The following is a 13811-nucleotide window of genomic DNA, read 5'->3' as shown; positions in this document are numbered from 1 at the left end:
AGCGCATCTACTCGTTTCTCACTCGTCTTCGCTCACTTCCGATGTTTCCCCCAGGCCGTAGAGGCGGCCTGCCGCGTGTAGCAGCTCCATGTCGCCACTTAGCGCGGCATCGCGCAAACGGGCGCTGGGATGATGCAACAGCTTGTTGGTGAGCGTATTGGCGAGAAAAGCCAGCGCCTCGTCGGGCGACTTGCCGCGCGCCAGCATGGCACGGGCTTTTTCCAGCACTTCGTCGCGGTAGATTTCGGCATGCTGGCGCATGTCCACCGCGGGGTTACGCACGGTGAGCGCCCGACGCCAGGCCATATAACGCTCGACCTGGAGGTCGATGATGGCCTCGGCCTCGCGGGCGGCGGCCTGGCGCGAGCGGATGTTGTCATCGATCACCTGGCGCAGATCGTCGATGCCGTAGAGAAACACATCGCCCAGCTCGCCGACCGACGGTTCAATGTCGCGCGGCACGGCGATATCCACCATGAACATCGGCTTGCGCCGCCGTGTGGCGATCGCCTTCTCGACCATGGCGTGCGTCACCACCGGCTGGCGCGCGGCGGTGGAGCTGATGACGATGTCGGCATCAGCAAGATGTTGCGGCAGGTCCTGCAGCGAAATGGCATAGCCGCCATGGCGACTGGCCAGCTCCTGCGCGTTCTCCAGCGTGCGGTTGGCGACGATGAGTTTGCGTACCCGTTTGTCGACCAGATGGCGGGCAGCCAGCTCGATGGTGTCTCCGGCGCCGATCAGCAGAACGCAGGCTTCTCTCAGGTCGGCGAACACCTGCTCGGCCAGACGCACGGCGGTGAACGCCACCGAGACGGTATGTGCGCCGATCCGCGTGTCGGTGCGTACGCGCTTGGCGACCGCAAAGGTATGTTGCAGCAGGCGCTCCATCGGCGCGCGCAGGGCCTGGGCATCGCGCGCCTGCTGATACGCGTCCTTCACCTGGCCCAGGATCTGCGGCTCACCCAGGACCATCGAGTCCAGGCCGGTGGCGACCCGGAACATATGGCGGACCGCGGCATCTTCATCGTGGCGATACAGGAACTCATCCAGCCTGTTGGCAGTCAGCTGATGGTGCCGGGAGAGCCATGCCTGTGGAACGCCTTCCGCTCCTGCTGTGACGCTCACGTAAAGTTCGGTACGGTTGCAGGTGGAGAGGATCATCGCCTCTTCCACGCCGGGTTCACGGGCGAGCGCCTGCAACGCGGCGGCGGTGGCCTCCGCATCGAATGCCACTTGTTCGCGCAGGGTGACCGGCGCGGTGAGGTGATTAAGCCCGAGGGCGATCAGCGTCATGGTTTAGGGCGATTCGAGGCGGGAAGCATCCGGCGGCGTAAACTAGGGGTTAGCACCGGTCGTTCTAGAGTAACAGCGGCCGTAACAGACGGATGAGCGGAGAATAGTGTGCTGAGCAGGTGGTCCAAGTTCAAGCAACTGCGGCATTTTGCGGCGATCGGGGTGGTGGTGCTGATGCTGGCCGGCTGTGCCGTAGCGCCTGGCAGGCCTGCCCACAAGTCGGCCGCCTCCGCGCAGCCGCTGAATCGAATGGTAGTGGCGACGTCTGACCCTGAGCACGATCTCGTGGCCCAGCTGATGGCTGGCGAGATGGCGCTGACCCATACCGATCTCAAGGGGGCTTCCGCCGCTTATAGCCAGGCCATGATGCTCTCCAGCGACCCTCGCGTGGCCGAGCAGGCGGCGGCCTTGGCGATTGCGGTGCGCGATGTGCCCGCCGCGGAAGCCGCCATCGCGCGCTGGAAGGCCTTGGGTGCCAAGCCGGCGCCGCTGGCCCAGGCGCGGGCCGAGCTGGCGCTGTCTCAAGGCGATACGAACGAGGCGCAGCGGCAGCTCGAGCTGCTGGTCAGCACAGGTGATCCGGATGCCTGGCGCCAGTTCGGGCGGGTCCTGCTGGGTAGTCGCGATGCCGCCCAGGCCGCTCAGCTGCTGGAGGCGGTGGCCACCCCGCAACGACTGCCGGCCGATCCCCAAGCGTGGCTGGCGATGAGCGAACTCGGCGACAAGTTGGAGCGCCACGCCTATGCGCAGCAGATCGCCGACGCAGCCATGAAGCGCTTCGGCACGGCGGAAACCTACGCCTGGGCCGCACAGATGAAGTTCCACAACGGCGACAAGGCGGGTGCCAAAGTACTGTTCGACAAGGCCCTGGCCAAGGACCCGAAGAGCACCCGGCTGCGCCTCGCCTACGCCACTTTGCTTGGCCAGAGCGGTGATGATGCAGCGGCTGCCCGCTTGCTGGACAACGGTCCGCAGGATGCCGACACCTACGCCCTGCGCGCGGCGCTGGCCGCCCGCAGCAACGACACCAAGACGCTGACGCGCCTGTACAACCAGTTGCAGCGTTCGCCGAAAGAGACGCAGAAGAGCAGCGCCTATCTCCTCGGCCAGCTCGCCGAAATGCTGGACCACAAGCAGGAGGCGCTGACCTGGTATGGCCAGGTGCCCGATGACGACGAGCATGCGTTCGATGCGGACCTGCGCAGCGCCGTGCTGCTGCAGGCCACCGGCCGCAGCGCCGAGGCGCATGAGCAGCTGGCGCAGATGCAGACCGACTATCTCGACCAGCCGGCGCTGCTGCGTCGCGCGTACGAGGCGGACGCCGAGCTGTACATGGACGAGCAACAGTACACGGAGGCGGAGCATGCCTTCAGTCGGGCGTTGCAGGTGATGCCCGATGACCCGTCGTTGCTGTACGGGCGTGGCCTGGCCTACGCCGAGGAGGGTCAGGTCGACCAGGCGGTCACGGATTTCCGACGTCTGCTGGAACTCAAGCCGGACGACACCGACGCCATCAACGCGCTTGGTTATACGCTGGCCGATGCCAATCGCGATCTGTCCGAGGCGCAACGGCTGATCGAAACCGCCCGCGCGGCGCGGCCGAACGATCCGGCCATTCAGGACTCCTGGGGCTGGCTGCAGTACCGACTGGGTCATCTGGATCAGGCCGAGACGACCCTGCGCAGCGCCTGGAAGGCCAACAAGGATGCCGATGTCGGCGTGCACCTTGGCGAGGTGCTGTGGAAGCAGGGGCGCCAGGAGGACGCGCGGCACGTATTCGACGAAGTGCGTAAGATCAATCCGCAAAGCGCCAACCTCCACAACACTCTCAAGCGCCTCAATCCATGAAGCTTTCCCTTCGACTTTCTGCGGTGGCGTTACCGCTGCTGCTCGCTGCCTGCGCCCCTCGGGAACAGGTGCGTCCCGCGGCGCCCAAGGCCGATTACGCCGTCCTGCTCGACCAGCAACGGGCCCGCGAGCACCTGCTGGCCAATACCGATCATTGGGTCCTGCAGGGCAAGCTCGGCGTGTCTGGCGTGGTCGATGGCAAAAGCCAGGGCGGCAGCGGCACGTTGACCTGGACCCAGAACGGCGACAGCTACCAGTTCGAAGTTCATGGCCCGGTGGGGAGCAAGAGCTTCCGCCTCAGCGTGACGCCCGACGGCGCGCTGCTGGAAGGAGGGGATGGCGGCCCCCGCCGCAGTCCGGACGCGGAATCGCTGGTGCAGAACGTGCTGGGCTGGCATGTGCCGCTGCATGACCTGCGCGCCTGGGTGCTGGGTCTGCGCGCGGACAGTGGCCCGGCCGAGCTGAAGTTCGGTGACGACGGCCTGCCGACGCAGCTGATCCAGGATGGCTGGACGGTCAGCTACCCCGGTTGGGACACGTCGCGCAAACCTGTCGTGCCGAGGAAGGTGTTCGCCGATAACCCGCCGTACAAGGTGAGGCTGTCGGTCGAGTCGTGGAGCATCCAGTAGCCTTGTTCTCCCTCTTCCCAAAGGGGAGAGGGCTGGGGTGAGGGGACGGCCTAGCGATTGCGCTGGAGCAGAGCCCGCCTCGTTAAGACGTTTCCGCGAGCACCCACCCCTCACCTCAATCCTCTCCCCTTTGGGGAGGGGAGGCGAAAGCAAAAAGCCACCGTATGACCGTCAAGATCGAGCGCGCCCGCCCCGACCAGGTTGATGCCCTTTGCGCCATCGAGCGGGCCGCGGTGGAACTGTTCCGTGGCCATCAGGCCTGGCCGTCGTATCGGCGCGTCTCGGTGCCGCCCGAGGTGTTGCGCGAGGCGATTGCCCGCGGCCTGGTATGGGTGGCGGTGATCGGCTCCGGCGAGCCGGTCGGCTTCGTGTGGCTGGATGCGGAAGAGGGCGGTGATGCCCTTGGTATTGCCGAGATGGATGTGTTGCCGTCCCACGGCCAGCGCGGCATCGGCGCCGCCTTGCTCGAGCATGCCTGCGCCTGGGCGAGGGGAGCCGGTTATCATCGGGTCGATCTCGGCACGCTGTCCGATGTTCCGTGGAATGCGCCGTTCTATGCAAAACATGGTTTCGTCGCAGTCGACAAAGACGATCCCGCGTTCGCCTTTGCCCGCGAGCGCGATCGCGAAAACGGATTTCCCGATGACCTGCGCGTATTCATGAGCCGCCCGTTGGCGCCGCTGGCAGCGGGCGAATGGAGCGTCTGGCCGGCGCCGGCCAAATTGAACCTGTTCCTGCGTATCACCGGTCGTCGAGCCGATGGCTATCACGAGTTGCAAACGGTGTTTCGGCTGCTCGACTGGGGCGACGAAATCTCCCTGCGCGTGCGCCACGACGGCGAGATTCACCGACTCACCGACGTGCCGGATGTGCCCGCCGACAGCGACCTGGTAGTGCGGGCCGCCAGCTTGTTGCAGTCGCATGCGCCCGCTGGTGCAGGTGCGGACATCGAACTGGTCAAGCGCATCCCGATGGGCGGCGGCCTGGGCGGCGGCAGCTCCGATGCCGCCGCCGTGCTGGTGGCCCTGAACTGGCTGTGGGACGCGGGACTGGGCGATGACGCGCTGGCCGACCTGGGTCGCGAACTGGGCGCCGACGTGCCGGTCTTCGTGCGTGGTCGTTCAGCTTGGGCCGAAGGCGTCGGCGAAAAACTTACCCCGCTGACCCTGCCAAAGCGCTGGTATGTGGTGCTTGAGCCGCATGAACACGTGCCCACGGCCGCACTTTTTCAAGCGCCTGAATTGACACGAAATGCTCCGCCAGCCACAATTTCATCCTTTGCTTCGGGCGAAACAGTCGAGAACACGTTCACCCCCGTAGTTCGCGCGCGACATCCGCGCGTGGCCGCGGCGCTGGACTGGCTTGGCGGGTTCGGCCGGGCAAGGCTTTCCGGCAGCGGTGCGTGTGTGTTCCTGGAGACGGAGTCCCCGGAACGCGCCGAAGCCATAGCGGAACGTTGTCCTCCCCGCTTTACGGCCCACGTGGCCATGGGGGTGAACACGTCTCCGTTGCATGTGACCCTGGCGCGCCATCGCGGTGCCGTCAGGGCAGGTAAGTAACAGAAACATCCAGTGATACTGGGGCGTCGCCAAGCTGGTTAAGGCACGGGATTTTGATTCCCGCATGCGCAGGTTCGAATCCTGCCGCCCCAGCCATTCCTCACAATGGCTCAGGTTCAAATATGACTGTCGATACGTCCGGCCCGATGCTCTTCACCGGCAATGCGCATCGTGCGCTCGCTGAGGATGTAGCCCAGCGTCTTGGCGTGCCCCTGGGCAAGGCGCAGGTCGGTCGCTTCAGCGACGGCGAGTCTCAGGTGGAGATCGAAGAGAACGTCCGCCGCCAGGAAGTGTTCGTGCTGCAGCCCACCGGCGCGCCGAGTGCCGAGAACCTGTTTGAGCTGTTGGTGCTGGTGGATGCGCTAAAGCGCGCCTCGGCCTCCAGCGTTACGGCGGTGATGCCGTACTTCGGATATGCCCGTCAGGATCGTCGCCCGCGCTCGGCGCGTGTGCCGATCACGGCGAAGCTGGCGGCACGCATGATCGGCACCGCCGGTGTGGATCGCGTGCTGACGGTGGACCTGCATGCCGACCAGATCCAGGGCTTCTTCGACATCCCGGTGGACAACGTCTATGCCTCGCCGGTGCTGCTGGCGGACATCTGGCGCAACCACAGCATGGACGACCTGATCGTGGTCAGTCCGGACGTGGGTGGCGTGGTGCGTGCCCGTGCGATGGCCAAGCGCCTCGACGATGCCGACCTCGCCATCATCGACAAGCGTCGTCCGAAGGCCAACGTGGCCACGGTGATGAACATTATCGGCGACGTGGACGGCAAGACCTGCGTGCTGGTGGACGACATCGTCGACACCGCCGGTACGCTTTGCGCGGCAGCTGCAGCTCTGAAGGAGCGCGGCGCCCGCAAGGTGGTGGCGTACTGCGTGCACCCGGTGCTGTCGGGCGCTGCCATCAGCAATATCGAAGGCTCCCAGCTCGACCAGCTGGTGGTTACCAATACCTTGCCGCTGCGTCCGGAAGTGCAGGCCTGCGCCAAGATCCGTCAGCTCTCGGTCGCCGAGCTGCTGGCCGAAACGATCCGCCGCATCGCTTTTGGCGAGTCGGTGAGTTCGCTGTACGTCGATTGAGTTTCTGGTGGCGGGCGTCCTCGTCCGTCACCGTTTTATGACTCCTCTGGTCGCGGGGGAGTCACCTGGGCTGTCGCGAGGCGGCTTCTTTAAACTGAAGGCAATACTGAAATGGCCACGACTCATGAAATCAAGGCAGCAAGCCGTAAGGACGAGGGGAAAGGTGCGAGCCGCCGCCTGCGTCACTCCGGCTTCGTGCCTGCTGTTGTCTACGGCGCCGGTTCGGCTCCGGAGAGCATCCAGATCGAGCACAACACCATCCTGCTCTCCTCCAAGCACGAGTGGTTCTTCTCCTCCGTGCTCGACCTGAACGTCGACGGCAAGGTGCAGAAGGTGTTGGTGCGTGACTGGCAGAAGCATCCGTTCAAGATGCAGATGCTGCACATGGACTTCCTGCGCGTCGACGAGAATGCCGCTATCCGCATCAGCGTGCCGCTGCACTTCCTGAACCAGGAAAAGTCGGCTGCCGCCAAGACCTCGGGCGTGGTGATCTCGCACAACCTGACCGAAGTGGAAATCTCCTGCCTGCCGAAGGACCTGCCGGAGTTCATCGAACTCGACCTGGCCGACGTCAAGCCGGGCGACATCATCCACCTGTCGGAGCTCAAGCTGCCGCAGGGCGTGGAGATCGTCGCACTGCACCTGGGTGCCGACCACGACACCGCCGTCGTCACCGCGAACACGGTGAAGGAAGAGGTTGAGGCCGCTCCGGCTGAAGGTGAGGCTGCTGCCGCCGCACCGGCCGCCCCGGCTCCCAAGAAGTAAGTCGCAGCGGTCCGCACCCAGCACGGGTGCGGACCGCACGCGAGCTTGCTCCTTGTATGGCGGGACTGCGCCTCATCGTCGGACTGGGTAACCCCGGTGCCGACTATCTCCGAACCCGGCACAACGCCGGGTTCTGGTTTGTTGACGCCCTGGCGTCAGGGCAGGGCGAGCGCTTCGGTTTCGACGGCAAGCTGCATGGCGAGACCTGCAAGGTTCGTATCGGCGGCACGTCGGTGTGGCTGCTCAAGCCCTCCACCTTCATGAACAAGAGCGGCATCGCCGTGGTCTCGGCGTTGCGCTACTACAAGATCGAGCCGGAAGAATGCCTGGTCGCTCATGATGAGCTGGACCTCGATCCCGGCACCGTGCGCCTGAAGTTCGATGGCGGGCATGGTGGCCAGAACGGCCTGCGCGACATCGTGGCGCATCTCGGTCACGCGAAATTTCATCGTCTGCGGGTTGGCATTGGCCATCCCGGCCACAAAGACAAAGTAACGCCTTGGGTGCTCGGCCGCCCGTCCATGAAGGACGAGGATGCGATCGTCGATGGCATCGCGCGCGCACTCGATGTGCTGCCGCTTGCGGTCGACGGCCAGTTCGACAAGGCCATGCAACACCTACATACCCCGGGAGGGGTGAACGGCGAACGTGGCAACGGGAACTAGGCGCCCGGTTGAATGCCGTTGCCTGATCCTTGTCGCGCTAGCCACACGCTTCCCCCAGCTTTCAGTTTTTCGGAGTCACCATGGGCATCAAATGCGGCATCGTCGGCCTGCCTAACGTCGGCAAGTCCACCCTGTTCAACGCGCTGACCAACGCGGGTATCGCTGCGGCGAATTTCCCGTTCTGCACGATCGAGCCAAACGTGGGCGTGGTGCCTGTGCCGGACCCGCGCCTGCAGGCGCTGTCGGACATCGTCAATCCGCAGAAGGTGGTGCCGACCGCGGTGGAATTCGTCGATATCGCCGGCCTGGTGGCAGGAGCGTCGAAGGGTGAGGGCCTGGGCAACAAGTTCCTCGCGCATATCCGCGAAGTGGATGCGATCGCCCACGTCGTGCGTTGCTTCGAGCATGGTGACATCGTGCACGTGGCCGGCAAGATCGACCCGATCGCCGATATCGAAACCATCGATACCGAACTGGCGCTGGCCGATCTGGATTCCGTCGAAAAGGCTCTGAACCGTGCCGAGCGCGCGGCCAAGGCCAACGACAAGGAAGCGCAAGCCAAGAAGCCGGTGCTGCAGAAGCTCGCTGCCGGCCTCAATGAAGGCAAGTCGGCGCGCAGCCTGGGTCTGGACGAGGAAGAGAAGGCGCTGGTGCGCGACCTGTTCCTGCTCACGCTCAAGCCGCTGATGTACATCGCCAACGTGCGCGAAGACGGTTTCGAGAACAACCACCATCTCGATGCTGTGCGCGAACGCGCGATCGCCGAAGGCGCCGAAGTGGTGCCGGTATGCGCCGCCATCGAAGAAGAGATGGCGCAGCTCGACGCCGCCGACCGCGACGAATTCCTCAAGGACCTGGGTCTCGACGAGCCGGGCCTCAATCGCGTAATTCGTGCCGGCTACAAGCTGCTGAATCTGCAGACCTACTTCACCGCTGGCGTGAAGGAAGTGCGCGCCTGGACCATCAAGCGCGGCTTCACCGCACCGCAGGCAGCCGGCGTCATCCACACCGATTTCGAGCGCGGCTTTATCCGCTCCGAAACCGTCTCCTACGACGACTTCATCCAGTACAAGGGTGAGGCAGGCGCCGCCGCCGCAGGCCGCTTGCGCAAGGAAGGCAAGGATTACATCGTCAAGGACGGCGACGTGCTGCACTTCCTGTTCAACGTCTGACGCGCCATCGCACGGGGCCATGGCCCCTCGTGCATAGCGCTAGCCGCAAGTTCAAAAGAGAGGGCCGCGTGAATCATTCACGCGGCCCTTTCCGTTTGACGCTAGTGCTTGCGCGTTAGAACTTGACCGTCACGCGAGCCCACCAGTAGCGGCCCATCAAGTCGAAGGTGCTTGGGTCGGTGTTGGCGTTGAGCGTGTTGTTCGCGTACAGCATGGGCGGCTGCTTGTCGAACAGGTTGTTCACGCCAAAGTCCAAGCGCGTGTTGATCAGTGCAATGTTGTAACCGAGTGAAACATCGTTGTAGATCGTCGAGCCGTACTTGAGGATCGTGCCGGAATTGCCGTCCGGGGAGCTGTCCTGCGACGAGCCAGTTGGACCGCCGTTTTGGAAGCGACCGATGTAGCGCATGCGCCACTCGGCACTCCAGCCACCTTGCTGCCAGTTCACGAAACCCTGTCCACGCCAGCGCGGGAACAAGCAGACGCCTGAATTATCCGGGCAGGCCGCTGACGCCCCCGAGCCATTCGACAGGAAGTGCCCCGCGTTCTTGTAGATGTCCGCACCCGCAACGCCGGGTGCCGTATCTTGATTGTAGTACTTCAGATAGGTCGCACTGGCGCCAACGTTAATCTGGCCGAAGGAGAACTGCGGCAGTTTGTAGTTCGCCGACCAGTCAATACCGCTGGTATTGATGGAGCCGAGGTTTGCTACCGGCTCAATCGTGGATGGCGAGATCTGGCCCGTGGCATCGCGAACGATGAACTGGCAATACTGCGTCGCACCCGCGGCGCAAACATTGAGTAGGCTCTGCAGACCCACCGTGGTGATGGTGTCCTGGAGGTTCACGCGCCAGAGGTCGACGGTGGTGGACAGGCCAGGAATGTACGATGGGCTGTACACGAGGCCGAAATCATACGACTTGCCGTGCTCTGGTTTGATCGGAACGCCCGCCACTCGTGCACCCTGCGTGATCGTCGTAGTCTGGCCAGGGACAGTCGAGTTAATGAACGAGCCATCGGTCGGTACGTTCACGCAGGCCAAGGCCAGCGGCGAGCCGGCCGGCGCACCCCGGAAACCCGTACACGGGTCGGCATGGATCGACGGCGCATCAGAGCTCGAGTCGTACAGCTCTGTCAGCGAAGGCGCGCGGAATACGTCTTCCATCGTGCCGCGCAGCAGCAAGTCGTCGAACGGCTTGTATTCCAGCGCGAATTTGAAATTGTTCGTGGTGCCGAAACCGTTGATGCGCGAATAGCGATCACCAATGGTGAGGTTCAGCGACTGTACGCCCGGCAGACCTGTGAGCAACGGAATGAACGTTTCGGCGTACAGATCTTTGGTGCTGTAGCCGCCTTGCACGGCACTAAGGCATTGGCTGCCCAGAACGCAGCTACCGGTGGTGGGATCAACCACCAACTGCGGCGACGGAACCGAGTGCAGGTAGTCCGTGCGATATTCGAAACCACCGGCCAGCTGCACAGCGCCCGCCGGCAGGCTGAACAGTTCGCCAGATAGGCCGGCATGCAAGATCTTCTGGATGGTGTAGAGATTCGACGGAGCTGCGGTGCTGGCAGCCTGGATCGCCGCGACGCTGCCTGGCGCGTGGATGTCGAACGGATTGAACTGACAGGCCGCCACGCTGGGGCAATTGGGGCTGGTCGCAAGGCCATCCGGGCCAATCGTGGAGGAGCCCGTATACAACTTGGTCTGGTCAGCCAGACCGGTAGTCGTGATGGTTTGGCTCTGGTGGCCGTAGTTAAGGCCAACGTCCCAGTTCCAGTTCTTGTCCCAAACCGTGAAATCACCCTTGAAGCCGGTGTTGATCTGGGCGTCGGTCCTTCCGCTGAAGGCCGAGCGTAAACCACCCGTGACCAGACGGGAGCCAAACGCCCGATCGGTATTCACAACGGCGGTCTGATAGGTGGTGTCGAATGGGTTGAACGCGTTGTCAGCAGCAACCACGGCGCCCGAGGCGGTGCCATAGACAGCCGGAGCCAGCTGAAAGTTGGACGAGGTCTTTTGGTAAACGGCATCCACGTAAGCGGTAACGTGGTCGCCGAGATGGTAGTCACCGCTGATGAAGCCGCCGGTGCGCTCTTGCGGGGTCATGATCAGGTTGACCGCCGCGTAGTTGTACTTGTCGGCATTACCGAAGCAATGGTAGTTGGCTGGTGAAACGACCTGACTGTTACCGCCCGGATTCAGCGCTACGAAGCCTTTGGAGGAGCTGCAGTCGCCCGGGAAGAGCCCCGTGAGGCCAGCCGGAAGCTGGATATGGCCATACGGGGCGTTGGTCGAACCACCAACGTTGACCTGGGTGCCGGAGAGGCTAAGCGCGTTCTTAGAGAAGTCGCGGTTAGCCGCCAGCACGCCATCCTGCTTGTTGTAGTTCAGGCCAGCCATGATGCTTCCCTTGTCGGACGTCTGGCCGAAAGTGAAGGTGTAGCCGCTCTGGTCGCCATCGTTGCGATCAGACTGGCCAACATTGGCTGTAAATGTGGCGCCCTGATAATTCTTACGCAGGATGAAGTTGACCACGCCGCCGATGGCGTCCGAACCGTAGGTCGCCGAGGCGCCGGTCGGCAGCACTTCGATGCGCTCGATCGCGTCGGCCGGGATCGCGTTCGGATCCTTGCTGAGCAGACGCTGGCCATTTACCAGGATCAAGGTGCGCTTCGACCCCAGGCCGCGCAGGTTGATGCTCGAATTACCGGTGCCGCCAGAATTGTTGACCTGCGGATTGACATTGCCGCCAGTCATCGCCGGTAGCTGCTGCACCAGGTCGCCCAGCGTCTGCTTGCCGGTGGCCTGGATCTGCGCGCGATCGATGGTGACGACGGGGCTGGCCGTCTCGACGTCGACGCGGCGGATCAGTGAACCGGTGACGGTGACAGTCTCGAGTGTCTTGCTCTTGGTCTGATCCGAGGACGCGTCCTGCGCGAAAGCGGCCGTGCCGTAGGTGCTTGCTGCGAGCACACCCAGCGACAGAGCCAAGCGCACCGACGTGCACAGTTTGTTTTCTCCAAGCCTCATACGACACTCTTCCTAAGTTAGGTTCTAGTTAAGAGGCCCAGACAGTACGCATGAATCGTTCTTCGCGATGTCAGATATGGCTGAAAGATGCATCGGCTAATTTCGACAAGCTCTCGTTGCCCGGGCACACTCCAACTTCAACCGAGACACTCGGGCATCGACGCTTCAACGTGTTTCAAATGGCCGGTGGCGGGGTGATTGATGAGGTTTCTTGAGATCGTGCGATGACGACGAACCTGCAGCTTCGCCTCGCGCGACCGGCTGACGCTCGCGTCATTGGCGTGCTGGCCCGGCGCGTTACGCGGCGCTGGATTCTTCCCGACCAACCCGCCGAAGTCGCTGCGGACTTGCTTGCAGGCATGACGGCGAAATCGATCCGGCAGAAGTTCGATGCTGGCCAGCGTTTCTACGTCGCTTATGTGGACGGCAGCTTGGCCGGTGTTGCGGCCATTCGTGACGACAGCCACCTCTTTCAGCTCTTTGTAGGTACGCGCTATCAGGGCCAAGGCATTTCCAGAAAGCTTTGGCAACGCCTCATGCGCGACAGCATTCGACGCGCGGGCACTCGCTTTTTTACCTTGAACGCCGCCATCGGGGCCGTGCCGGTCTATCTGAGCCTGGGCTTCGAACCCAATGCCTCGGCAAAGCGGCCGGCGAGCAAGATTGTCAGCGTGCCTATGATTTATCGGGTCGGCATGGCGCGGCCTGCCCGGCATCGGGGTTGAGTGCTTGAGTGTTCTATCGCGTCATTCCGTCGCGGGCGCATAATTGAACACTATTGACCAGCGTTCTTTGGAGTAGGCGGCCCATGCCCGGAAAGCAGCACGAAGTCAGTTTCCGTTTCCTAGCCCAGCCCAGCGATGTCAATTTTGGCGGCAAGGTCCATGGCGGCATGGTGATGAAGTGGATCGATCAGGCCGGCTATGCCTGCGCGGTGGCCTGGAGCGGGGCTTATTGCGTCACGGCCTCGGTCAGCGGCATCCAGTTCGTGGCGCCCATCCTGATCGGGGACCTGGTCACCGTGCGGGCCCGCCTGATCCATACCGGGCGCTCGAGCATGCACATGGCGGTGGACGTCCTGGCGCGTGACCTGCGCAAGGACGAGCACCATCTGGCGACCAGTTGTGTGATGGTGTTCGTGGCGTTGGATGCGCCTGAAGGCAAGCCGACGCCGGTACCGAGCTGGCTGCCGCGCGACAACAACGAGCAGCGCCTGCAGCAGCAGGCCATGAAGCTGATGGAGCTGTCCAAGGAGATGGAGCAGCTGGTGGATACGCACGGGGCTGAGAGCATCTAGCATTTGGGTGGGGCCGCCGCCCTCAGCGCGACGTCGCAACGCAGGCAAAATAATCGCGGGAAAACGCCAAAAATCCTGCGGCGGGTGTTGACAGCCAAGGGGCTGATCCACACAATAGCCGTTCTTTGTTGGAGGGATACCCAAGCGGCCAACGGGGGCAGACTGTAAATCTGCTGGCTTACGCCTTCGGTGGTTCGAATCCACCTCCCTCCACCAGACGATTTCCGCGTAAGGCTGTAGTACCACCAGGCGGGAGTAGTTCAATGGTAGAACCTCAGCCTTCCAAGCTGATGGTGCGGGTTCGATCCCCGTCTCCCGCTCCATTGAAGTCGTCTTAGGTGTTTCGTGCTCATGTAGCTCAGTCGGTAGAGCACTTCCTTGGTAAGGAAGAGGTCGCTGGTTCGATTCCAGTCATGAGCACCATCTCACCGCGGTCCGCGGGTAGCATTCCACTTCTCATC

11 protein-coding genes and 4 tRNA genes are annotated in these 13811 nt (G+C 63.2%); 13 read left to right on the top strand and 2 right to left on the bottom strand.

Annotated elements, in window-relative coordinates; genetic code table 11:
- Positions 1-18 precede the first annotated feature (18 nt).
- Positions 19-1296 (bottom strand): glutamyl-tRNA reductase, encoded by a 1278-nt coding sequence (gene hemA, locus ACT01B_RS16365; RefSeq protein WP_445144278.1) that lies wholly within the window; start codon positions 1294-1296, stop codon positions 19-21.
- 108 nt (positions 1297-1404) lie between these two features.
- Between hemA and ACT01B_RS16360 the strand changes: the two genes are divergently transcribed.
- The 8 genes from ACT01B_RS16360 to ychF all read left to right on the top strand — a co-directional run bounded on the left by ACT01B_RS16360 (position 1405) and on the right by ychF (position 9019).
- Positions 1405-3144 (top strand): tetratricopeptide repeat protein, encoded by a 1740-nt coding sequence (locus tag ACT01B_RS16360; protein WP_445144277.1) that lies wholly within the window; start codon positions 1405-1407, stop codon positions 3142-3144.
- Positions 3141-3773 carry a lipoprotein insertase outer membrane protein LolB gene (gene lolB, locus ACT01B_RS16355; RefSeq protein ID WP_445144276.1) on the top strand — a complete coding sequence of 211 codons (633 nt, stop codon included), beginning with the start codon at positions 3141-3143 and terminating at the stop codon, positions 3771-3773. The genes ACT01B_RS16360 and lolB overlap by 4 nt, the downstream gene beginning before the upstream one ends.
- 164 nt (positions 3774-3937) lie before the next feature.
- Positions 3938-5332, top strand: a complete 1395-nt coding sequence (ispE, locus tag ACT01B_RS16350; RefSeq protein WP_445144275.1) for a 4-(cytidine 5'-diphospho)-2-C-methyl-D-erythritol kinase — start codon at positions 3938-3940, stop codon at positions 5330-5332.
- A gap of 19 nt (positions 5333-5351) precedes the next feature.
- Positions 5352-5428 (top strand) — tRNA-Gln (locus ACT01B_RS16345).
- Between the two features lie 50 nt (positions 5429-5478).
- Entirely contained in the window at positions 5479-6417 is a 939-nt protein-coding gene (locus ACT01B_RS16340; RefSeq protein ID WP_445147507.1) for a ribose-phosphate diphosphokinase, read from the top strand.
- Positions 6418-6528: 111 nt separating this feature from the next.
- Positions 6529-7182 (top strand): 50S ribosomal protein L25/general stress protein Ctc, encoded by a 654-nt coding sequence (locus tag ACT01B_RS16335; protein WP_445144274.1) that lies wholly within the window; start codon positions 6529-6531, stop codon positions 7180-7182.
- Positions 7183-7238: 56 nt separating this feature from the next.
- Positions 7239-7847: an aminoacyl-tRNA hydrolase gene (gene pth, locus ACT01B_RS16330; protein WP_445144273.1), complete on the top strand. Its 609-nt coding sequence runs from the start codon at positions 7239-7241 to the stop codon at positions 7845-7847.
- Between the two features lie 80 nt (positions 7848-7927).
- The gene (gene ychF / locus ACT01B_RS16325) at positions 7928-9019 is read left to right on the top strand and encodes a redox-regulated ATPase YchF (RefSeq protein WP_445144272.1); all 1092 of its coding nucleotides are present in this window, start codon (positions 7928-7930) and stop codon (positions 9017-9019) included.
- 115 nt (positions 9020-9134) lie between these two features.
- Here ychF and ACT01B_RS16320 read toward each other — a convergent pair whose 3' ends face one another.
- Positions 9135-12053, bottom strand: coding sequence for a TonB-dependent receptor plug domain-containing protein (locus ACT01B_RS16320; RefSeq protein WP_445144271.1), 2919 nt, complete (start codon positions 12051-12053; stop codon positions 9135-9137).
- A gap of 224 nt (positions 12054-12277) precedes the next feature.
- On the opposite strand from ACT01B_RS16320, the gene ACT01B_RS16315 reads away from it, so the two are divergent.
- The 5 genes from ACT01B_RS16315 (at position 12278) to ACT01B_RS16295 (ending at position 13773) form a co-directional block, all read left to right on the top strand.
- Entirely contained in the window at positions 12278-12778 is a 501-nt protein-coding gene (locus ACT01B_RS16315; protein ID WP_445144270.1) for a GNAT family N-acetyltransferase, read from the top strand.
- 83 nt (positions 12779-12861) lie between these two features.
- A complete protein-coding gene (locus tag ACT01B_RS16310) occupies positions 12862-13350 on the top strand; it encodes an acyl-CoA thioesterase (RefSeq protein WP_445144269.1) in 489 nt (162 codons plus the stop codon).
- A gap of 130 nt (positions 13351-13480) precedes the next feature.
- A tRNA-Tyr gene (locus ACT01B_RS16305) sits at positions 13481-13566 on the top strand.
- 33 nt (positions 13567-13599) lie between these two features.
- A tRNA-Gly gene (locus tag ACT01B_RS16300) sits at positions 13600-13673 on the top strand.
- Positions 13674-13697: 24 nt separating this feature from the next.
- Positions 13698-13773, top strand: a tRNA-Thr gene (locus tag ACT01B_RS16295).
- Positions 13774-13811 lie beyond the last annotated feature (38 nt).

This window comes from Dyella sp. Tek66A03, from assembly GCF_052567735.1.
Note: the sequence above shows the minus strand (reverse complement) of the source record. Positions and strands in the feature narration are given on the sequence as shown.

What these genes read in the sequence shown, in the direction of transcription:
- hemA (WP_445144278.1), bottom strand. Translation starts at nt 1,296, where the DNA reads ATGACGCTGATCGCCCTCGGGCTTAATCACCTCACCGCGCCGGTCACC.
- lolB (WP_445144276.1), top strand. Translation starts at nt 3,141, where the DNA reads ATGAAGCTTTCCCTTCGACTTTCTGCGGTGGCGTTACCGCTGCTGCTC.
- ispE (WP_445144275.1), top strand. Translation starts at nt 3,938, where the DNA reads ATGACCGTCAAGATCGAGCGCGCCCGCCCCGACCAGGTTGATGCCCTT.
- ACT01B_RS16340 (WP_445147507.1), top strand. Translation starts at nt 5,479, where the DNA reads ATGCTCTTCACCGGCAATGCGCATCGTGCGCTCGCTGAGGATGTAGCC.
- ACT01B_RS16335 (WP_445144274.1), top strand. Translation starts at nt 6,529, where the DNA reads ATGGCCACGACTCATGAAATCAAGGCAGCAAGCCGTAAGGACGAGGGG.
- pth (WP_445144273.1), top strand. Translation starts at nt 7,239, where the DNA reads ATGGCGGGACTGCGCCTCATCGTCGGACTGGGTAACCCCGGTGCCGAC.
- ychF (WP_445144272.1), top strand. Translation starts at nt 7,928, where the DNA reads ATGGGCATCAAATGCGGCATCGTCGGCCTGCCTAACGTCGGCAAGTCC.
- ACT01B_RS16320 (WP_445144271.1), bottom strand. Translation starts at nt 12,053, where the DNA reads ATGAGGCTTGGAGAAAACAAACTGTGCACGTCGGTGCGCTTGGCTCTG.
- ACT01B_RS16315 (WP_445144270.1), top strand. Translation starts at nt 12,278, where the DNA reads ATGACGACGAACCTGCAGCTTCGCCTCGCGCGACCGGCTGACGCTCGC.
- ACT01B_RS16310 (WP_445144269.1), top strand. Translation starts at nt 12,862, where the DNA reads ATGCCCGGAAAGCAGCACGAAGTCAGTTTCCGTTTCCTAGCCCAGCCC.